The 19,498-nt window shown below is 58.4% G+C and carries 19 protein-coding genes; 14 read left to right on the top strand and 5 right to left on the bottom strand.

Annotation, left to right across the window (positions count from 1 at the left end):
* Positions 1 to 41: 41 nt before the first annotated feature.
* A complete protein-coding gene (fbp, locus tag GO007_RS23995) occupies positions 42 to 1,040 on the bottom strand; it encodes a class 1 fructose-bisphosphatase (protein ID WP_095104337.1) in 999 nt (332 codons plus the stop codon).
* A 175-nt stretch (positions 1,041 to 1,215) separates the two neighbouring features.
* Between fbp and mpl the strand changes: the two genes are divergently transcribed.
* Together mpl and GO007_RS23985 are read left to right on the top strand one after the other, a co-directional pair.
* Positions 1,216 to 2,589, top strand: coding sequence for a UDP-N-acetylmuramate:L-alanyl-gamma-D-glutamyl-meso-diaminopimelate ligase (gene mpl / locus GO007_RS23990; RefSeq protein WP_095104335.1), 1,374 nt, complete (start codon positions 1,216 to 1,218; stop codon positions 2,587 to 2,589).
* Positions 2,590 to 2,651: 62 nt separating this feature from the next.
* A complete protein-coding gene (locus tag GO007_RS23985) occupies positions 2,652 to 3,173 on the top strand; it encodes a GNAT family N-acetyltransferase (protein WP_095104333.1) in 522 nt (173 codons plus the stop codon).
* A gap of 88 nt (positions 3,174 to 3,261) precedes the next feature.
* Here GO007_RS23985 and GO007_RS23980 read toward each other — a convergent pair whose 3' ends face one another.
* Both GO007_RS23980 and yjgA read right to left on the bottom strand, forming a co-directional pair.
* Complete coding sequence (locus GO007_RS23980) at positions 3,262 to 4,470, bottom strand: aldose 1-epimerase family protein (RefSeq protein WP_095104331.1); 1,209 nt, start codon at positions 4,468 to 4,470, stop codon at positions 3,262 to 3,264.
* A 491-nt stretch (positions 4,471 to 4,961) separates the two neighbouring features.
* On the bottom strand, positions 4,962 to 5,513 hold the full coding sequence (gene yjgA / locus GO007_RS23975; protein WP_041143756.1) for a ribosome biogenesis factor YjgA: 552 nt from the start codon (positions 5,511 to 5,513) through the stop codon (positions 4,962 to 4,964).
* A 95-nt stretch (positions 5,514 to 5,608) separates the two neighbouring features.
* Here yjgA and pmbA point away from each other — a divergent pair, with 95 nt between their 5' ends.
* The 12 genes from pmbA (at position 5,609) to GO007_RS23915 (ending at position 16,420) form a co-directional block, all read left to right on the top strand.
* Positions 5,609 to 6,961: a metalloprotease PmbA gene (pmbA, locus tag GO007_RS23970; protein ID WP_095104329.1), complete on the top strand. Its 1,353-nt coding sequence runs from the start codon at positions 5,609 to 5,611 to the stop codon at positions 6,959 to 6,961.
* Between the two features lie 111 nt (positions 6,962 to 7,072).
* The gene (gene cybC / locus GO007_RS23965) at positions 7,073 to 7,462 is read left to right on the top strand and encodes a cytochrome b562 (protein WP_095104327.1); all 390 of its coding nucleotides are present in this window, start codon (positions 7,073 to 7,075) and stop codon (positions 7,460 to 7,462) included.
* A 301-nt stretch (positions 7,463 to 7,763) separates the two neighbouring features.
* Complete coding sequence (locus tag GO007_RS23960; protein ID WP_095104325.1) at positions 7,764 to 8,102, top strand: glycine dehydrogenase; 339 nt, start codon at positions 7,764 to 7,766, stop codon at positions 8,100 to 8,102.
* Between the two features lie 10 nt (positions 8,103 to 8,112).
* A complete protein-coding gene (locus tag GO007_RS23955) occupies positions 8,113 to 8,475 on the top strand; it encodes an SFCGS family glycine-rich protein (RefSeq protein WP_045853321.1) in 363 nt (120 codons plus the stop codon).
* A 2-nt stretch (positions 8,476 to 8,477) separates the two neighbouring features.
* Complete coding sequence (locus tag GO007_RS23950) at positions 8,478 to 8,777, top strand: DUF4312 family protein (RefSeq protein ID WP_041143761.1); 300 nt, start codon at positions 8,478 to 8,480, stop codon at positions 8,775 to 8,777.
* Positions 8,778 to 8,798: 21 nt separating this feature from the next.
* A complete protein-coding gene (locus GO007_RS23945; protein WP_041143762.1) occupies positions 8,799 to 9,575 on the top strand; it encodes a DUF4311 domain-containing protein in 777 nt (258 codons plus the stop codon).
* Positions 9,576 to 9,588: 13 nt separating this feature from the next.
* On the top strand, positions 9,589 to 10,233 hold the full coding sequence (locus tag GO007_RS23940) for a DUF4310 family protein (protein ID WP_032689791.1): 645 nt from the start codon (positions 9,589 to 9,591) through the stop codon (positions 10,231 to 10,233).
* A gap of 42 nt (positions 10,234 to 10,275) precedes the next feature.
* Complete coding sequence (locus GO007_RS23935) at positions 10,276 to 11,409, top strand: amidohydrolase/deacetylase family metallohydrolase (RefSeq protein ID WP_095104323.1); 1,134 nt, start codon at positions 10,276 to 10,278, stop codon at positions 11,407 to 11,409.
* A complete protein-coding gene (locus tag GO007_RS23930; RefSeq protein ID WP_095104321.1) occupies positions 11,393 to 12,511 on the top strand; it encodes a DgaE family pyridoxal phosphate-dependent ammonia lyase in 1,119 nt (372 codons plus the stop codon). Before GO007_RS23935 ends, GO007_RS23930 begins: the two co-directional genes overlap by 17 nt.
* Positions 12,508 to 13,248 carry a 2-dehydro-3-deoxy-phosphogluconate aldolase gene (gene dagF, locus GO007_RS23925; protein ID WP_041143765.1) on the top strand — a complete coding sequence of 247 codons (741 nt, stop codon included), beginning with the start codon at positions 12,508 to 12,510 and terminating at the stop codon, positions 13,246 to 13,248. Before GO007_RS23930 ends, dagF begins: the two co-directional genes overlap by 4 nt.
* 86 nt (positions 13,249 to 13,334) lie before the next feature.
* Entirely contained in the window at positions 13,335 to 14,486 is a 1,152-nt protein-coding gene (locus GO007_RS23920) for a lactonase family protein (RefSeq protein WP_095104319.1), read from the top strand.
* A 23-nt stretch (positions 14,487 to 14,509) separates the two neighbouring features.
* Entirely contained in the window at positions 14,510 to 16,420 is a 1,911-nt protein-coding gene (locus GO007_RS23915; protein ID WP_095104318.1) for a BglG family transcription antiterminator, read from the top strand.
* A gap of 6 nt (positions 16,421 to 16,426) precedes the next feature.
* Here the strand turns inward: GO007_RS23915 and nrdG are convergent, their stop codons facing one another.
* Positions 16,427 to 16,891, bottom strand: coding sequence for an anaerobic ribonucleoside-triphosphate reductase-activating protein (gene nrdG / locus GO007_RS23910; protein ID WP_095104317.1), 465 nt, complete (start codon positions 16,889 to 16,891; stop codon positions 16,427 to 16,429).
* A 160-nt stretch (positions 16,892 to 17,051) separates the two neighbouring features.
* A complete protein-coding gene (gene nrdD, locus GO007_RS23905; RefSeq protein ID WP_095104316.1) occupies positions 17,052 to 19,190 on the bottom strand; it encodes an anaerobic ribonucleoside-triphosphate reductase in 2,139 nt (712 codons plus the stop codon).
* Between the last annotated feature and the right edge of the window lie 308 nt (positions 19,191 to 19,498).

Raw genomic sequence — 19,498 nt, 5'->3', positions numbered from 1 at the left:
AAAATCCCCTCTCGCCGGGCGAGAGGGGAAGTCAGGGGGCGTTATGCGTCCGGGAACTCTTTAATGAAGTTTTCGACGTCTTCAACCATATGGTTGTTGCCGACGAAGAAGGAGCGACGCTGGTGCAGGCTTACCGGGATGATATCGAGAATACGCTCTTTACCGTCGCTGGCCTTACCGCCCGCCTGCTCGGCGAGGAACGCCATCGGGTTGCATTCGTACAGCAGGCGCAGCTTCCCTTCCGGGTGGCTGGCGGTGCTCGGGTAGAGATAAATGCCGCCTTTCAGCAGATTACGGTGGAAATCCGCCACCAGGGAGCCGATATAGCGCGAGGTGTAGGGGCGCTGGGTCCCGAGATCCTCTTCCTGGCAAAACTTAATGTACTTCTTCACGCCCATCGGGAATTTGATGTAGTTGCCTTCGTTGATGGAGTAGGTATTGCCTTTCTCCGGGAAGCGCATGCGCTCCTGAGAGAGGCAGAATACGCCAAGAGAAGGATCGTAGGTGAAGGCATGAACGCCACAGCCGGTGGTATAAACCAGCATCGTGGAGGAGCCGTAAACCACGTAGCCTGCGGCGACCTGTTTACTGCCCGGCTGCAGGAAATCTTCGACGGTGACCGGCGTTCCGACCGGGGTTATGCGACGGTAGATGGAGAAGATAGTCCCGACAGAGACGTTAACGTCGATGTTAGAGGAACCATCCAGCGGGTCCATGAGCACCACGTATTTTGCGTGTTCGCAGCCTTCAAAGACGACGATTTCGTCTTCTTCTTCAGAGGCGATCCCGGCAACAATATCGCGCGCTCGCAGTGCGGCCTTCAATTTTTCATTGGCGAACAGATCGAGTTTTTGCTGCACCTCGCCCTGGACGTTTTCAGCACCGCTGGCACCCAGGATATCGACCAGACCGGCCTTGTTGATATCGCGGTGGATGATCTTGGCGCCTAGTTTTATCGCCGACAACAAAGCAGTTAGCTCGCCGGTTGCGTGGGAGAACTCGTGCTGCTTTTCGACAATAAATTCACCTAACGTTTTCATAACCCGTTCCCTGCATGTTTATGTGAAGTAAAACGAACGCAACAATCTTAACAAAGAATAAAAAAAATACGCACAGGTGAATCGCGCCAGCAAAAAACGGATTCGCCTGAAATGCATTTCTCTGATGCCGAACATAAGGGTAAAATGTGCGCCAGATTAAAGAGGGAAGTGACGAATGCGCATTCATATTTTAGGTATCTGTGGCACGTTTATGGGGGGGCTGGCGATGCTGGCGCGTTCCCTCGGTCATGAGGTAACGGGGTCGGATGCTAACGTCTATCCGCCGATGAGCACCCTGCTGGAAAGCCAGGGTATCGATCTAATTCAAGGATATGACGCCAGCCAGCTGGAGCCTCGGCCGGATCTGGTGATCATCGGTAACGCGATGACGCGCGGCAATCCGTGCGTCGAAGCGGTGCTGGAAAACAACATTCCGTACATGTCCGGCCCGCAGTGGCTGCATGATTTCGTCCTGCGCGATCGCTGGGTTGTGGCGGTGGCGGGCACCCACGGCAAAACGACGACCGCCGGCATGGCGACCTGGATCCTCGAAGCCTGCGGCTATAAGCCCGGCTTTGTGATTGGCGGCGTGCCGGGTAATTTCGAGGTCTCCGCGCGTCTGGGCGACAGCCCGTTCTTTGTTATCGAAGCGGATGAATATGACTGCGCTTTCTTTGATAAGCGTTCGAAATTTGTTCACTACTGCCCGCGAACCCTGATCCTCAATAACCTTGAGTTCGATCACGCGGATATCTTTGATGACCTGAAGGCTATCCAGAAGCAGTTCCATCATCTGGTGCGCATTGTCCCGGGTCAGGGCAAAATTATTCTGCCGGAAAACGACATCAACCTGAAACAGACTATGGCGATGGGCTGCTGGAGCGAGCAGGAGCTGGTCGGCGAGCAGGGCCACTGGCAGGCGAAAAAGCTCAACACCGACGCCTCGCAGTGGGAAGTCTGGCTTGACGGCGAGAAGGTCGGGGAAGTGAAGTGGGCGCTGGTCGGCGAGCATAATATGCACAACGGCCTGATGGCGATTGCCGCCGCCCGCCACGTCGGCGTGGTGCCGGCGGACGCCGCCAACGCGCTGGGCGGTTTTATCAACGCCCGTCGCCGCCTTGAGCTGCGCGGCGAAGCGAACGGCGTCACCGTGTACGACGATTTTGCCCATCACCCGACGGCGATCCTGGCGACGCTGCAGGCGCTGCGCGGTAAGGTTGGCGGCACCGCCCGCATTCTGGCGGTGCTCGAACCGCGCTCGAACACCATGAAAATGGGCGTCTGCAAAGACGATCTGGCGCCGTCGCTGGGCCGCGCGGATGAAGTGTTCCTGCTCCAGCCGCAGCATATTCCGTGGCAGGTCGCCGAGGTGGCTGAAGCCTGCGTGCAGCCTGCTCACTGGAGCGCTGATGTCGATGTGCTGGTGGATATGATTATCAAAACCGCCCATCCGGGCGACCACATTCTGGTGATGAGCAACGGCGGCTTCGGCGGCATTCATCAGAAGCTGCTGGATAAGCTGGCCAGTAAGGCGGCTGCGGCAGAATAATCCCGACGATCGTCTCTTTGCCCTCCGCGTGAGGGCAGATTTTTTGCTATTTGGATTTTGTCATGCTCACTTCTGAAAAACTGACCTCGACCGATTCGCCGCATTTCCCCGCGCTCGACGCGCTGTACGTCAAGGCTTTTCCCTGGCACGAGCAGCGTGAGCCGCTGGCTAAACAGCGCGCGCTGCGCGATCCGCACTACGCGCTGGAGGCGTGGTTTGATGAGGGGGAGTTTATCGGGCTGAGCGGCAGCTGGCAGTTTGCGGACTATGGCTACATTGAGCATCTGGCGATCGACGACAGCCTGCGCTCGCGCGGCTACGGCAAGCGTCTGCTGGCGGAAATACTTAAGCGTGCGCCGCTGACCATCCTCGAGATCGATCCGCTCACCACGGAAATCGCCCGCAGGCGCCTGCAGTTTTATGTCACGATGGGTTTTAGCGATAACCCGTGGCCGCATAGCCACCCGACCTATCATTGCGGCATCGCCGATCATGCGCTGATGGTGCTGAGCTACCCGCAGGCGATTGACGAAGCGCAGTACCAGCGCTTTGCGCAGCAGCTACGCCAGGTGGTGATGGCCTAAGCCGATATCCCGGCGCTGGCGCCGGGAAGGTGATGTGCGGTGCGGGCGCCGTCTCTCCCGGAGGCCCGGGAGCAGCGCCGGCGTAAGGTTACTCTTTGGCGATCGGCGCTTCGTTTTCCGCGACCTTCGCGTCGCCCTGGATTGCCGCAATTCTCTGCTCAACGTCGGCAACCTGCTTATTGTTGTGCAGCAGGGTATAGGTCAGATCAAACTGCGCGCTGGCTCCTGGCTGCAGCTGCTTCACGCGTTTCTGCTCGCGCTCAACGGTGACCGGATAGGCATAGCTGGTGCCTGGCTCAATGCCGGTGACATAGCCCTGTTTTTGGCTGTCGGTGTTTTTCCACAGCGTCAGGACCGGCAGCTGGCGGGTATCAAACTGAATCGACGCCCCTTTATCGCCAGCCTTGTTAACCACCGCCGCCAGCGTTTGGTGATGGTCATCGGACAGCGGCTGAATATTAAATACCATCTCGTCAAAATCTTTGGTCGGGCCGGCATAGGTTTGCCACGTTTTCAAACCGGCTTTGGCATAGTCGTTGAACGGGCTGATGCTGGCCATCGGCGCGAGAAAACGCGCGCCTTCTTCCAGAATCGGCGTACCGAAATTGCTGTGGTAAATGATCTGATAATCATGCGGATAATCGGCGTGGTTGGTTAAGACATCGTGCAGGCTGAAGCTGTTGCTGCCGGGCACGTAGCGCAGCTCGGTCATGGTCTGCAAATCGGCTTTTTTGAAGGTGCTTTCCTTCACCAGCCCGCGAACGCGAATTTCATACGGCGCGCTATCGGCAACCTCAACCTCGACCTGCGATGCCGGCGTGTTCCCGGCTTTGCCGTGCAGGGTATAAATCTGCCCGTCGGCGGTGACCGGGTGGCCGGTCCATTCGTAGCCGCAGCGCACCATCATCTCATTGAAACCTTCCAGCCAGCCCAGCCCGTTGCGGCTTTCCAGATTAATAAAGGCCGGATTAACCACCTCTTTGACCGGTGAGTCCCAGCCCATTCGCGTGCCGAAACCTTCGATTTTAAGTAAATTCATCCCGCGAGTCGGGCTGAGAGCGATAGTCAGGCCGTCCTGGCTGCGAATAACGATAACTTTACTGCCCTCCTGCTTGCCGCCATGAAGGACTTTTTGCTCTATGCTGAAATGGCGATCTTTTATCTTCAGCTGGTCACTGCTTACCTGCCAGTTTCCTTTCTCTATGCTGCTTTCAGCGCTTGTCAGCACCCAGGTTTTTGCCGCGACTTGCCCAGAGAACATCATCGCTACTGCGGTCAACGCTACTATTTTTTTCATTTTTCGTCCCTTTTTGCTGAATCGATATTGTTATCAATAAGGGAAATCTAATGGCTAGCGGCTGATGAAAATGTGAAGTGCCTCACCTGGTGAGAATATGCGCGATTTGCTGTTTTTAACTGCGACTTTAGTCCTATTTTAATGCAAGTTTTTATTATTATTGCCGAAAAAATGTGAATTTAAACATAGTTAGCTTTAACGATTCAGCTTTTATGGGCAGCAGACGCGGCGGAAAAACCGCGTCCTCTGACGAGCAGCAGAACGGCGCGTCAGCCGGATAAAAGCGCAAGGGGGAGCAAAAGGAGAGCAAAACGAGAGCAAAGGGTGGCTGAACAGAGGCTGAACAGGGGGAGCGCCCAGGGGCGCGGCGTTGGGAAAGATAACCTTTCCGGCAATGCGTAGCGTACGCATGCCGGGCTACAGGTTAAACGTTATCAGGTAGCCCGGACAGGCGCGCCGCCTGCGGGAAAATCAGGCGGGCGGCAGCGGAATTAGCTTTCGCCTTCGGCCAGTTCACGCAGGTACTGGAAGATCAGGCGCGCGGACTTCGGCGGCTTGTTGCCTTCTTTCTCTTTTTGCGCGTTACGGATCAGCGAACGCAGCTGCTGACGGTCAGCTTCCGGCCACAGGTTCAGCACTTCCGGTACCGCGTCATCGCCATCGGCAATCAGGCGGTCGCGGATCATCTCCAGCTTATGGAACAGCGCAACCTGCTGGTTGTGGCGGTTCTTCAGCTTGTCCAGCGCCTGGCGAATAGGGTCAACGTCGCGGCTGCGCAGCATTTTGCCAATCAGCTGCATCTGGCGGCGACGGCCCTCTTTCTTGATCCGTTGGGCGAGTTCAATGGCGTCGCGCAGGTCGGTATCGAGCGGGATCTTATCCAGCGCGTTTTTCCCCAGCTCTACCAGTTCTGCGCCAAGACGCTTCAGTTCTTCGGCGTCACGCTTAATTTCACTTTTACTGACCCAGATAATTTCATCGTCTTCATCTTCGACGTCATCACCGGGAACGTCGTCGAGCCAGTCATCGGGCTGCTTTGTCATCTCAGGCTCCTTAAAAAAAGAGGCTAATGTTACCAGTTAAGGCGCGCACTGAAAAACGGTTCTCTGTTAGACTTCAATTAACTCCTTCCTACATTATGGCATTAGCGATGAAAGTCATCTCTCAAGTTGCACAGCAGCGTAAGGCGCTGGAAGAGGCCGTGACCACGGCGCTGGAACTGGCGGCAGGTAAATCAGACGGTGCGGAAGTCTCCGTCAGCAAAACCACCGGCATCAGCGTCAGCACCCGCTACGGCGAGGTGGAGAACGTAGAATTTAATAGCGATGGCGCCTTAGGCATCACCGTTTATCATCAGCATCGCAAGGGCAGCGCTTCCTCAACCGATCTTAGCCCGCAGGCGATTGCCCGCACGGTGCAGGCGGCGCTGGACATTGCCCGCTATACCTCGCCGGACCCGTTCGCCGGCGTTGCCGATAAAGAGCTGCTGGCCTTTGACGCCCCGGATCTTGACCTGTTCCACCCGGCGGAAGTGAGCCCGGATCGGGCGATCGAGCTGGCCGCCCGCGCCGAACAGGTGGCGCTGCAGGCCGATAAGCGCATCACCAACACCGAAGGCGGCAGCTTCAACAGCCACTACGGCATCAAGGTATTCGGCAACAGCCACGGAATGCTGCAGGGCTACTGCTCAACCCGCCATTCGCTGTCCAGCTGCGTTATCGCGGAAGAAAACGGCGATATGGAGCGTGATTACGCTTATACCATCGGCCGCGCGATTGAAGATTTGCAGTCGCCGGAGTGGGTGGGCGACGAGTGCGCCCGCCGCACCCTCTCGCGCCTGGCGCCGCGCAAGCTCTCGACGATGAAGGCGCCGGTGATTTTTGCCAATGAAGTGGCGACCGGGCTGTTTGGTCACCTGGTCGGGGCGATTGCCGGCGGCGCGGTGTACCGTAAATCGACCTTCCTGCTTGACGCGCTCGGCACCCGGATCCTGCCGGACTGGCTGACCATTGAGGAGCATCCGCATCTGCTGAAAGGGCTGGCGTCAACGCCGTTCGACAGCGAAGGCGTGCGTACGGAGCGTCGCGATATCATTAAGGACGGCATTCTGACGCAGTGGCTGCTGACCAACTACTCGGCGCGCAAGCTGGGCATGAAGAGCACCGGCCACGCGGGCGGCATTCACAACTGGCGAATCAACGGCCGCGGCCTGAGTTTTGAAAAGTTGCTTAAAGAGATGGGCACCGGACTTGTCGTCACCGAACTGATGGGGCAGGGTGTCAGTGGCGTTACCGGCGATTACTCACGCGGCGCATCCGGCTTCTGGGTTGAGAATGGCGAAATTCAGTATCCGGTAAGCGAAATCACCATCGCCGGAAATCTGAAAGATATGTGGCGTAATATCGTGACCGTTGCCGACGATATCGAAATGCGCAGCAATATCCAGTGTGGTTCCGTGCTGCTGCCAGAGATGAAAATCGCCGGGCAATAACGGCGTGTTTTACCGGATTGTTCAGGCTGCGGCTTGAAGAATAACGGGTATAGAAGGGCGCCCAGGTGGCGCCTTTTCCTTATGCTTAAATAATAAAAAAGGAAGTGAGCAATGCGTAAAAAACTGTTAGCAGTGCTGGCTGTCTCAGCCCTGGCGATGGGTTCAGCGTCGGCGTTTGCCGCCGATCTCGGTGAGGATATGGACACCATTGCGCAAAATCTGCAGGTGGTACAGAAGACCTCTGATGCCGGTGAGCAAAAAGCGGCGCTGACGAAGATGCGCGACGCCGCCGTCAATGCGCAGAAAGAGACCCCGCCGAAGCTGGAAGGCAAAGCAGCGGACAGCGCGGAGATGAAGGACTACCGCCACGGCCTCGATATTCTGATTGGCCAGATTGACGGCGCCCTGAAGCTGGCCAATGAAGGCAAGGTCAAAGAAGCGCAGGCCGCTGCGGAAGAGTTCAAAGCCACCCGTAATACCTACCACCAGAAGTACCGTTAAGTTCTTTTCCAGGAGGTATCAGCCGGTACCTCCTGCATTTCGTCTGCGCATAAAACCCAACCCCTGTCACAGTTTACTTCTCTTCTCCGCCGCCGGTTCGGCCGCTTCCGGTCGCCAGTTAAATCGCAATCTTGTGATTCTCATCACGCCGTTTTGCCGAAAATAGCAAATTTACGCCAATTCTGTGCAATGGATCGCATCGTCCGTCCGCCTTTCCACTTCGAAGTGGAAAACAACTCGCTACAAACTCCTCCCCCCCGGCGTTAGTTTTGTCCCCAGAGACATCAACGGGGTAAGACAAGTGAATAACGGAGCGGTAACACACGACGTAGGGGAGCAGGCAACGCAAACCGAGCAGCTGGCTGAGAAGATGCTGCAGCAGGTTTATACCCTGCTAGGTCGCCGTAACATCATCCCCAACGCCGTCCAGGAGCAGATGCTGACCTCCCACGTGCGGGCTATGGCCCACCGGTCAATTAGCGGCGAGCCGCTGCCGGAAGTGGATGCCAGCCTGTTTGAAGAGATTTCAGAAGATTCAATGATGCTGGCTCGCGAAGTGGTCGCGCAATTCGGCAACCTGCCAGAGGAAGAGTCCTGGCTGCTGTCGGTCCACTTCGAAGTCGCTAAAGAAAACCTGTAAGGAGCTAAAAATGGAACAAATCACCGTAGTAATTGGCGATCGCCTGGGTAAAGGGCAAAAAGTTGCCGCTGGCGCGGAAAAAGCCGGAGCTCGTGCAGTCGTGGTTCCGGGCGTTGCCGCTGATATGAAGCTGGGCGACGTGATGAAAGCAGAGAATGCCACCTTTGGTATCTCCTTCTGCGGCAGCGGCGGCGCAGGCGCCATCACCGCGCAAAACAAACATGGCTACAAAGCGAAATACGGCATGCGTTCCGTTGATGAAGGCGTCACCGCTATCAACGAAGGCTACAACGTTCTGGGCTTCGGCTTTATGGATAAAGAAGAGCTGGGCGAGCGCCTGGTAGAAGCCTGGAAAAAGAAATACGGCGCCTGAGTATGAAAGAGCAATTCACCACCACGGTGAGCGTTACGGGCAAAGGCGAGAGCAAGACGCGGGCGTTCGCCGATGCCCTGAACCACGTACAGGCAGCGGTGATGAAAACGTCGCCGCACATTTTACTGCGTATTGAGCCACAGGATGTGGAGGTTGTTCATGCGCGTGAAGCGGTGCGCAAAGAAGCGTTTTTATTCTTCTTTTTGCGCCGTGAACGACGGACCTACAGCGTGGAGCTGAACGTCACCGTCAACGTGACCGCCATTAATCTCGATAAAGTGGATTTCGTCACGCAAACCTGATCTTCACCATAGGGTTAAACTATGTTCCTGATAATTTTAATAAAATCGCTCATTATCGGCGGCCTGGTCGGCGTCGGCGTGGGCGCCGGAGCGGCACGTATGTTTCATGCGCCCACCACGCAAGGGATGGGCGCATTTCGTACGTTGGGCGAGCTGAACTCCTGCGAAGGCGATCCGGCGTCCCACTTCTCCTTTGGTCTCGGCTTCTTCTTTAACGCCTGGGCTTCTTCTGTCGCAGCAGGCTCCTTCACCCAGGACGTCGATCACCGCATTATCCCTAACTGGGGCGCCGCCGCGCTGATGCTGAAAAACCGCAACGTCGGCGAGACGCTGCACGATCCGAAGAAGATGGCGATTGCCTGCGGCGTTATCGGCATGTTCGTGGTCTCCTTCCTTAACCTGACCGCCTCTTCCGTACCGGAAGCGCTGCAGGTCACTGCCGTTAAGGTGCTGGTCCCGGCGGCTAACCTGCTGGTTAACACGGTGATGCCGGTTATCTTCTGGCTGGCGGCCATCGATGCCGGGAAAAAATCGGGCTTCTGGGCCACCATTTTCGGCGGCGCGGCGCAGCTGATTATGGGCAACGCCGTTCCGGGTCTGGTACTGGGCATCCTGATCGGTAAGGGCGTTGAAGAGAGCGGCTGGCACCGCGTCACTAAAGTGATGATGTCCGCCATTGTCGCACTGTTCGTGCTGAGCGCCTTCTTCCGCGGCTTTGACATTAAGACCCTGGAATCCTTCCACCTGGGCGTACCGAACTGGCTGGATCTGATTCACAACTCGCTCAGCGGCAAATAACAGGAGCCTCTAAATGGAACAGAATAAAGGTTTTTGGTATGCCGACTGGTCGTTCCCGATCTTTGTTGGCCTGCTCTCCTCCGGCGTCTTCGCCGGGACACACATGTACTACCTCTACGGCATCGGCGCGTTTAACGAAGTGGCCTTCGTGGCCATGCTGAAAGCGGGCATTGATACCGGCGCCTACGGGGCGGTCGCGGCGTTTGGCGCCAGCTTCCTGTTTGCGCGCATCATTGAAGGCTCGCTGGTGGGGATCCTCGATATCGGCGGCGCGATTCAAACCGGTATCGGCCTCGGCGTGCCGGCGCTGCTGCTGGGGGCGGGCTTCGTCTTCCCGGTGGCCAACTTTGCCGCCTCGCTGGCTACCGGCCTGGCGCTGGGCCTGGCCGTTGGCTACATCATTATTCTGGCGCGTAAGTTCACCATCAATCAGAGCGACTCCACCTACGGTGCCGACGTCATGATGGGAGCAGGTAACGCCTCGGGCCGCTTCCTCGGGCCGCTGATTATCCTCAGCGCGATGACCGCATCGATTCCTATCGGTATCGGTTCTCTGGTTGGCGCCCTGCTGTTTTACATCTGGCAGAAGCCGATCACCGGCGGCGCCATCCTTGGCGCGATGATCCTCGGTTCCCTTTTCCCGATTGCTATTGGTTAAGTCCTGCGGGCGCGTGAGCGCCCGCTTTAACAGGAGAGACCCATGTTTGATTTACTCCTGCGCCGTGCGCACCTCGTCGACGATACCCTGATCGATATCGCCATTCAGGACGGGAAAATTGCGGCGCTGGGCGAGATTAGCGCGCCTGCGCGCAAAACCATTGAGCTGGACGGCAGCTATTACGCCAGCGCCGGCTGGATTGATTCCCACGTTCACTGCTACCCGAACTCGCCGATTTATCACGACCAGCCGGACAGCGTGGGCATCGCCACCGGCGTCACCACGGTGATTGATGCGGGCAGCACCGGGGCGGACGATATCGACGATTTTTATCAGCTGACCCGCAGCGCGGCCACCGAGGTCCTGGCGCTGCTCAACATCTCCCGCGTCGGGCTGATTGCCCAGAACGAGCTGGCCAATATGGCCAACGTCGATGCCGAAGCGGTGACCCAGGCGGTGAAGCGCCACCCTGATTTTATCGTCGGCCTGAAGGCGCGAATGAGCAGCAGCGTGGTCGGCGACAACGGAATTACCCCCCTGGAACGGGCGAAGGCGATGCAGCGCGAAAATGGCGACCTGCCGCTGATGGTGCACATCGGCAATAATCCGCCGAACCTCGACGAAATTGCCGACCTGCTGGGCGCGGGAGACATCATCACCCACTGCTATAACGGCAAGCCGAACCGCATTCTGACCGCTTCCGGCGAGCTGCGCGCCTCCGTGACCCGCGCCCTGAAGCGCGGCGTGCGCCTTGACGTCGGCCACGGTACCGCCAGCTTCAGCTTTGAGGTGGCGCGCCGGGCGATAGCGATGGGCATTCTGCCGCAGACCATTAGCTCCGACATCTACTGCCGCAACCGTATTGACGGCCCGGTACGTTCGCTGGCGCTGGTGATGTCGAAGTTTCTCGCCATCGGCATGTCGCTACCGCAGGTGGTGGAGTGCGTTACCGCCAGCGCCGCTGACGGGCTGCGCCTGACGCAAAAAGGGCGTCTGGCCGTGGGCTACGACGCTGATTTAACCCTCTTTACCCTGCAGCATGCGCCGACGCTACTGGTCGACGCCGAAAAAGAGAGCCTGCAGGCTGACAATATTCTGGTGCCGCTTGCTGCGATTCGCGCGGGCAAGGGCTATCTGACCGAACAAGGGAGCGCGGAAAATGCCTTCGATTTTTGAAAAATACAATTTAAAACAAGTTATTAATACATCAGGCCGCATGACGGCGCTGGGCGTATCCACGCCGCGTCCTGAGGTGGTTGAAGCCGTAATGAGCGGCATGAATCACTACTTCGAAATGAAAGACCTGGTCAATAAGACCGGTGAGTACATCGCGAACCTGCTGGAGGTGGAAGGGGCGACGGTTGTCTCCTGCGCCTCCGCGGGGATCGCCCAGTCGGTGGCGGCGGTGCTGGTGAAAGACAGCAGCTGGCTGCTGGAAAACCTCCACGTCACCCCGATCGAAAACAACGAAATCGTCCTGCCGAAAGGCCATAACGTTAACTTCGGCGCGCCGGTGGGAACGATGGTCGCGCTGGGCGGCGGCAGGCTGGTGGAAGCCGGCTACGCCAACGAATGTTCCGCCGATCAGCTGGCAGCGGCGATCACTCCGCGCACCGCGGCGATCCTCTACATCAAATCTCACCACTGCGTGCAGAAAAGCATGCTCAGCGTTGAGCAGGCGGTCGTAGTGGCGCGTAAGCACAACCTGCCGCTGATCGTTGATGCGGCGGCGGAAGAAGATCTGCAGTGTTACTACAGCGCCGGCGCCGACCTGGTAATTTACAGCGGCGCCAAAGCGATTGAGGGCCCAACCAGCGGCCTGGTGGTCGGTAAAACGCAGTACGTGGAGTGGGTTAAACGCCAGTCTGCCGGCATTGGCCGGGCGATGAAGGTCGGTAAAGAGGGGATTCTTGGCCTGACCTGCGCGATTGAACACTATCTGACCGCCCGCAAGGAGAGCGGCGATGAGATGGTGGCGAAGATGACGCCGTTCATTGACCAGCTCAACGCCCTCTCCGGGGTGAGCGCCCGGGTGGTATGGGATAGCGCCGGTCGCGATATCGCGCGCGCGGAAATTAAATTTACTGAAGCCGTGACCGGCATCGCCACCGGCGAGCTGGTTGAGGCGCTGAAGCAGGGCGAATACGCCATCTACTTCCGCGGCTATAAGGCCAACGAAGGCATTATTGAGGCCGACGTGCGCAGCGTTACCGCACAGCAGCTGGAGATCGTCTCCCGCCGCATCGGCGAAGTTCTGAACATGGAGAAGAAAGCATGAAACTGACCCCGAATTTTTACCGCGATCGCGTGTGCCTGAACGTCCTGGCGGGCAGCAAAGACAACGCCCGCGACATCTACGAAGCGGCGGAAGGTCATGTTCTGGTCGGCGTGCTCTCTAAAAACTATCCGGACGTGGCGAGCGCGGTGGCCGATATGCGTGAATACGCCCGGCTTATCGATAACGCGCTGTCGGTGGGCCTCGGCGCGGGGGATCCAAACCAGTCGGCGATGGTCAGCGAGATCTCCCGCCAGGTGCAGCCGCAGCACGTCAACCAGGTCTTTACCGGCGTCGGCACCAGCCGCGCGCTGCTGGGGCAGAGCGAAACCGTCGTCAACGGCCTGGTGTCGCCGACCGGCACGCCGGGGATGGTGAAGATCTCCACCGGCCCGCTGAGCAGCGGCGCGGCGGACGGGATCGTGCCGCTGGAAACCGCCATTGCGTTGCTAAAAGACATGGGCGGCAGCTCGATAAAATACTTCCCGATGGGCGGCCTGAAGCATCGCGATGAGTACCTCGCCGTCGCTCAGGCCTGCGCCCGCCACGATTTCTGGCTGGAGCCGACCGGTGGGATCGATCTGCAAAACTACGGCGAGATCCTGCAGATCGCGCTGGACGCCGGCGTCAGCAAAATCATCCCTCACATCTACAGCTCTATTATCGATAAAGAGAGCGGCAACACTCGTCCGGCGGACGTGCGTCAGCTGCTGGAGATGACCAGGGCGCTGGTTAAATAGTCATTGCCCTGCCGTCCCCCGAACCCCGCCGCAAGGGCGGGGCGGGGGACAGCCACCTTACCCTACCGAACCATCAAGGAGTCACTATGCCTGCCGCTCGTCACCTGCTTGTTGCTTCACTTTCCCTGCTCGCCGCCAGCACCTGCGCCCAGGCGCAGTACGCCTGGGTCGGCACCTACAACCCCAACGGTGAAGGACTGTATCGCTTTACCGTCGAGGCGAAAACCGGCGCGTTGAGCAACAGAACGCTGGTCAGCTCCCTGCCCAACGTCGCGCAGCTCACCGTTTCGCGCGATGGCAAAACCCTGTACGCCGCCAGCGAAGTGGAAAAGGGCGCGGTGCAGGCGTGGCGCGTGGGGGCTAACGGCGAGCTGAGCGAGCTAAACCAGGTCTCTTCCGGCGGGGCCGGGCCGGTTTATCTCTCCCTGACGCCGGACGGTCGCCATCTGCTGGTGGCAAACTACGTTAGCGGCACGACTGCCGTGCTGCCGGTGCAGGAAGACGGTCGCCTGGGCGAGGCGGTGGACGTTCATCAGGATCAGGGACCGGCCGGCGCGGCGCGCCCGGCGGCGGCCGTTGAGGGCAGCTTCGCCATTAGCGACCATAACGGCCCCCACGCCCATATGATCTCGGCCGATCCCAGCGGGAAATACGTTTACTCCACCGATCTGGGGCTGGATCGGATCTATCAGTACCGGATGGACAGCGCCAGCGGCAAGCTGACGCCAAACGATCCGCCGTTTATCTCCGCATCTTCGCCGGGTGCCGGGCCGCGTCACTTTGTCTTCACGCCGAAGGGCGACGGGCTGTGGCTGATTAACGAAGAGTCCTCGACGCTAACCTTCTATCATCTTGATAAGGCCAGCGGCCTGCTGCGCGAGGGCAAAACGATTTCCGCGCTGCCGAAGGGGTATAAAGGCACCAGCTTTGCCGCCGGCCTGGCGCTGAGCGCCGACGGCAGGCAGCTGTACGTGGCGAACCGCCTGCATAACAGCATCGCGCACTTTAGCGTGATGGCGGACGGTAGCCTGAGCCATCAGGAAGATGTCTGGACGCGCGGGGACTACCCACGAACGCTCACGCTGGATAATCAGGGGCAGTGGCTGTACGTCATGAACCAGCGTAGCGATAATATTACCCGTTTCAGCGTGGCGCCTCAGAGCGGCAGGCTGACGTTTGCCCCGGACTATACTCCGGTAGGCAGCCCGTCACAGATGGTGATATCCGCTCAACCTTGAGCCGTAAAGATGAAGGAACTGACATGCGATTTCCCAACCAACGTTTAGCACAGCTGTTTAGCCTGCTGCAAAACGAAACGCTGCCGCAGGATGAACTGGCGCAGCGGCTGTCAGTTTCTACCCGTACCGTACGCGCCGATATTACGGCGCTTAACGCGCTGCTGTTGCCCTACGGGGCGCAGTTTCTGCTTATCCGCGGCAGCGGCTATCAGCTCAAAGTCGACGATCCGACGCTGTACCGGACGCTGGAGGAGACGGCGCCGAAAGCGCAGCATATTCCGCGTACCGCGCAGGATCGCATTAACTTTCTGCTGGTGCGCTTTTTGACCTCCGCCTTCTCGCTAAAGCTCGAAGACCTTGCGGACGAGTGGTTCGTCAGCCGCGCCACGTTGCAGAGCGATATGGTGGACGTGCGCGAACGTTTCCAGCGTTACCAGCTGACCCTGGAGACTCGCCCGCGTCACGGCATGAAGCTGTTCGGCAGCGAAGTGTCGATTCGCGCCTGCCTGACCGATCTCCTGTGGGAGCAGTCGCAGCAGGGGGGATTGCCTCTGCCGGTCGATAAAGGCGGGCTGAGCGCGGAGGTGTCGGAACGGCTGGCGCGCGAGCTGCAGGAGATCCTTACCCGCCACCACGTCCGTCTGACGGATGAAGGCGAGCGCTTTATCCGCCTCTACAGCACGGTGGTGGTGCGCCGCGCCAGCGAGGGCTACCCGCTGGCAGAATTTAGCGCTGAAGATGTGGCCCAGAACGTGCGCGATGCCGCCCGGGAGCTGGTCGGGATGCTGCAGCAGCTGGCGGGGAAGGCGCTCTCCGCGGCGGAAGAGGAGTGGCTGTGCGTGCACCTTGCCGCCCGCCAGGTGCAGGACGTTGATCCGGGCACCATCAGCGCCGATGACGACGAAGCGCTGGTGAACTACATCCTGCGCTATATCAATACCCAGTATAACTACAACCTGCTCGATGACGCCCAGCTGCACGCCGATCTGCTGACCCATATTAAGACCATGATCACCCGGGTGCGCTATCAGATCATGATCCCCAATCCGCTGCTGGATAACATCAAGCAGCACTACCCGATGGCATGGGATATGACCCTGGCGGCCGTCTCCAGCTGGGGGAAATACACCCCCTATGCGATCAGTGAAAACGAGATCGGTTTCCTGGTGCTGCACATCGGCGTCGGCCTTGAGCGTCATTACAATATTGGCTACCAGCGCCAGCCGCGCGTGCTGCTGGTGTGCGATACCAGCAACGCGATGGTGCGGATGATCGAAGCGACCCTGCAGCGTAAATATCCGCAGCTGGAAATTGCCGCCACCCTTTCGCAGCGCGAGTACGAGCAGCTTGAGGCCGTTGCCGAGGATTTTGTTATTTCCACCGTGCGCATCGGTGAAAAGGATAAGCCGGTGGTGACCATTGCGCCGTTCCCGACGGATTATCAGCTGGATCAAATCGGCAAGCTGGTGCTGGTGGACAGAACCCGTCCGTGGATGCTGGATAAGTATTTCGATGAGGCCCATTTCCGGGTGATTGATACCCCCGTCGATCGCCAGACGCTGTTTGCCGAACTGTGCCGGCAGCTGCAGGAGGAGGGTTTTGTCGACGCCGGGTTCTATGACTCCGTTGTCGAGCGTGAGGCTATCGTCAGCACCATGCTCGGCGACGGCATTGCGCTGCCGCACGCCCTTGGTCTGCTGGCGAAAAAAACGGTGGTCTACACCGTGATTGCCCCGAACGGCATAGTCTGGGGCGATGAGACCGCCCACATCATCTTCCTGCTGGCCATCAGCAAAAGCGAGTATGAAGAGGCGATGGCGATCTACGATATTTTCGTGACTTTCCTGCGCGAACGCGCGATGACCCGCCTTGCCGCCACCGGCAGCTTTGACGAATTTAAAACCGTGGCAATGGAGTGCGTCAGCCGCTTTTAACCGCGGCTAGCGCAGATGATGCACCACCTGGTTGCTGCTGCCGCGCCAGATAAGCATTGGGTCTTTTAAATCCTGCACGAACTTGCCGTCGACCAGCACGTTAATCAGGTCGACCACCGCCATCTGCGCGTCGTTGAGCTCCTCAAGCCTGTAGCCCGTCCACATCCAGATATCCTTCCCGGGACACTCGGCGCGAATGCGCTGCACCAGCGCGAGGATCTCCGACACGTTCTGCGGGTGCAGCGGATCGCCGCCGGAAAGGGTGATTCCCTGGCGCTTAATGCGCGCGTCGTTGAGGTCGGCGATGATGCGGTCGGCCATCTCGGTGGTGAACGGCAGGCCGGAGTTGAGCCGCCATGTACTCTTGTTATAGCAGCCGGGGCATTCGTGGACGCAGCCTGAGACGAACAGGGTGCAGCGGGTGCCGGGACCGTTGACGATATCGACCGGGTAGTACTGATGGTAATTCATTTTCGTTTCTCAATTGACGCCATTACTGCGTTGGCTACGCTCGCTTACCCGGGTCACTTACTTATGTAAGCTCCCCCGGGATTCGCTTGCTTGCCGCCTTGTCCTGGCGCCAATTGCTTTGCGAAAAGCGTCGCATTGCCGGGCAATAATACTGTCGAAATTAACCGATCTGCCCGTTACCCAAATGCTTAACGCGGCGTTTAACTTCTTCCTGCTTGCCGGCGTTGAACGGGCGGGCGTCCGGGCTGCCGAGATAGCCGCACACGCGGCGGGTCACCGAGACGCGGGCCGCGTCGTGGTTGCCGCATTTCGGGCAGGTAAACCCTTTGCTGGTGCACTCGAACTCGCCGGTAAAGCCGCACTCGTAGCACTCGTCGATTGGCGTGTTGGTTCCGTAGTAGGGCACGTGCTGGTAGCTGTAATCCCAGACGTCTTCCAGCGCCTTCAGGTTGTGCTGAATGTTCGGGTATTCGCCGTAGCAGATGAAGCCGCCGTTCGCCAGCGGCGGGTAAGGCGCTTCAAAATCGATCTTGTCGTAAGGGTTGACCTTCTTCTCGACGTCGAGGTGGAAACTGTTGGTGTAGTAGCCCTTATCGGTCACGCCGTTGATGACGCCAAACTCGGCGGTATCGAGACGACAGAAGCGATCGCACAGGTTTTCACTCGGCGTGCTGTAGAGGCTGAAGCCGTAGCCGGTCTCTTCCTTCCACTGCTCCACGGCGTCGCGCATGCGTTTGACGATGGCGATGCCTTTCTCACGCAGCGCGTCGCTATCGTACATATGCTGGTTGCCGGAGAGCGCGTTGATGGTTTCGTGAATGCCGATATAGCCCAGCGAAATCGACGCGCGGCCGTTTTTAAAGATATCCGCCACGTCGTCGTCCGCCTTCAGGCGTACGCCGCAGGCGCCTTCCATATACAGAATCGGCGCGACGCGGGCCTTCACCCCTTCGAGGCGTGCAATACGCGTCATCAGGGCCTTACGCGCCAGCTCCAGGCGGCTATCGAGCAGGGTCCAGAAGGCGGCTTCGTCGCCTTTGGCTTCCAGCGCGATCCGCGGCAGGTTAAGGCTGATGACGCCGAGGTTGTTGCGGCCATCGTGAACCTGCTCGCCGTTCTCGTTTTCCCACACCCCGAGGAAGCTGCGGCAGCCCATCGGCGTTTTAAACGAGCCGGTGACCTTCACCACCTGATCGTAGTTGAGGATATCCGGATACATGCGCTTGCTCGCGCACTCCAGCGCCAGCTGCTTGATGTCGTAGTTGGCGTCGCCGAACCGGTGGTTCAGGCCGTCGCGAATGGCGAAGACCAGCTTCGGGAACACCGCGGTTTTGCGGTTTTTACCCAGACCGGCAATGCGGTTGCGCAGAATCGATTGCTGAATCAGACGCGATTCCCAGCTGGTGCCGAGGCCAAAGCCAAAGGTGACGAACGGCGTCTGGCCGTTGGCGGTGTGCAGGGTATTCACTTCGTATTCCAGCGACTGGAAGGCGTCGTAGCACTCTTTCTCTGTACGCGAGCGGGCGTACTCTTCGGCGTTGGGGATCTGCCACTCTTCGGCGATTTTACGATGCTTCTTGCAGCTCTCGGCCACGAACGGCGCCAGCACTTCGTCAATCCGGTTGATGGTGGTCCCGCCGTAAATATGGCTGGCGACCTGGGCGATAATCTGCGCCGTTACCGCCGTGGCGGTAGAGATAGATTTCGGCGGCTCGATCTCGGCGTTGCCCATTTTAAAGCCGTGGGTCAGCATGCCCTTGAGGTCAATCAGCATGCAGTTAAACATCGGGAAGAACGGCGAGTAGTCGAGATCGTGATAGTGGATCTCGCCGCGTTCGTGCGCCTGAACCACGTCGCGCGGCAGCAGGTGCTGGCGAGCGTAGTGTTTGGCCACAATCCCGGCCAGCAGGTCGCGCTGGGTGGGGATCACCTTACTGTCTTTGTTTGCGTTTTCGTTAAGCAGGGACGAGTTAGTTTGCTCTACCAGGCCGCGGATCTCCTGGTTCAGGCGGCCGCGTTTTTCACGCTCGATATCGCGATCGTGGCGATATTCAATATAGGCGCGAGCCAGCTGCTTCCACGGGCCTGACATCAGCTGATTCTCAACGGCGGTCTGGATTTCGTTAATATCGACCTGAGCCCGATTCTGCATTTGCTGGCTAACGACTTCTGCGACGGTGGCGCAATAGTCTGCGTCATCGACTCCCGCTGCTTTAGCTGCACGCAGAATTGCTTCTTTAATGCGCTCTGACTTGAACGGCACTTTGCAGCCATCTCGTTTCATCACATGCGGTGTCATGATCACTCCATACTTTATAGAACAGGTTATCCACAGAGGCGGAAGGTATACCGAGGTCGCGAGGCGCTATAGCTGCCGCCGTTTTCCTTCGGCTCCGGCCCTTTTTATCCACATCCCACCACCGCCTAAATACGATGGGCTGTGCCGACATAATAGACGATTAATACAATATGTAGGGCCGGGACGCATTTTAAGTTCTACATGTAGTGATTTGCATCAAAGATGTTTGCGATTTTATTGACGCAGGACAAAGTAAAAAGGTGAGAGTACGGATGGTGGGCGCTTGCGCTAAATGTAAATTTATATGC

The organism is Klebsiella sp. 10-1, from assembly GCF_009758445.1.
In the GTDB taxonomy this organism is placed as follows: domain Bacteria; phylum Pseudomonadota; class Gammaproteobacteria; order Enterobacterales; family Enterobacteriaceae; genus Klebsiella; species Klebsiella scottii.
Note: the sequence above shows the minus strand (reverse complement) of the source record. Positions and strands in the feature narration are given on the sequence as shown.

What these genes read in the sequence shown, in the direction of transcription:
- fbp (WP_095104337.1), bottom strand. Translation starts at nt 1,040, where the DNA reads ATGAAAACGTTAGGTGAATTTATTGTCGAAAAGCAGCACGAGTTCTCC.
- mpl (WP_095104335.1), top strand. Translation starts at nt 1,216, where the DNA reads ATGCGCATTCATATTTTAGGTATCTGTGGCACGTTTATGGGGGGGCTG.
- GO007_RS23985 (WP_095104333.1), top strand. Translation starts at nt 2,652, where the DNA reads ATGCTCACTTCTGAAAAACTGACCTCGACCGATTCGCCGCATTTCCCC.
- GO007_RS23980 (WP_095104331.1), bottom strand. Translation starts at nt 4,470, where the DNA reads ATGAAAAAAATAGTAGCGTTGACCGCAGTAGCGATGATGTTCTCTGGG.
- yjgA (WP_041143756.1), bottom strand. Translation starts at nt 5,513, where the DNA reads ATGACAAAGCAGCCCGATGACTGGCTCGACGACGTTCCCGGTGATGAC.
- pmbA (WP_095104329.1), top strand. Translation starts at nt 5,609, where the DNA reads ATGGCATTAGCGATGAAAGTCATCTCTCAAGTTGCACAGCAGCGTAAG.
- cybC (WP_095104327.1), top strand. Translation starts at nt 7,073, where the DNA reads ATGCGTAAAAAACTGTTAGCAGTGCTGGCTGTCTCAGCCCTGGCGATG.
- GO007_RS23955 (WP_045853321.1), top strand. Translation starts at nt 8,113, where the DNA reads ATGGAACAAATCACCGTAGTAATTGGCGATCGCCTGGGTAAAGGGCAA.
- GO007_RS23950 (WP_041143761.1), top strand. Translation starts at nt 8,478, where the DNA reads ATGAAAGAGCAATTCACCACCACGGTGAGCGTTACGGGCAAAGGCGAG.
- GO007_RS23945 (WP_041143762.1), top strand. Translation starts at nt 8,799, where the DNA reads ATGTTCCTGATAATTTTAATAAAATCGCTCATTATCGGCGGCCTGGTC.
- GO007_RS23940 (WP_032689791.1), top strand. Translation starts at nt 9,589, where the DNA reads ATGGAACAGAATAAAGGTTTTTGGTATGCCGACTGGTCGTTCCCGATC.
- GO007_RS23935 (WP_095104323.1), top strand. Translation starts at nt 10,276, where the DNA reads ATGTTTGATTTACTCCTGCGCCGTGCGCACCTCGTCGACGATACCCTG.
- GO007_RS23930 (WP_095104321.1), top strand. Translation starts at nt 11,393, where the DNA reads ATGCCTTCGATTTTTGAAAAATACAATTTAAAACAAGTTATTAATACA.
- dagF (WP_041143765.1), top strand. Translation starts at nt 12,508, where the DNA reads ATGAAACTGACCCCGAATTTTTACCGCGATCGCGTGTGCCTGAACGTC.
- GO007_RS23920 (WP_095104319.1), top strand. Translation starts at nt 13,335, where the DNA reads ATGCCTGCCGCTCGTCACCTGCTTGTTGCTTCACTTTCCCTGCTCGCC.
- GO007_RS23915 (WP_095104318.1), top strand. Translation starts at nt 14,510, where the DNA reads ATGCGATTTCCCAACCAACGTTTAGCACAGCTGTTTAGCCTGCTGCAA.
- nrdG (WP_095104317.1), bottom strand. Translation starts at nt 16,891, where the DNA reads ATGAATTACCATCAGTACTACCCGGTCGATATCGTCAACGGTCCCGGC.
- nrdD (WP_095104316.1), bottom strand. Translation starts at nt 19,190, where the DNA reads ATGACACCGCATGTGATGAAACGAGATGGCTGCAAAGTGCCGTTCAAG.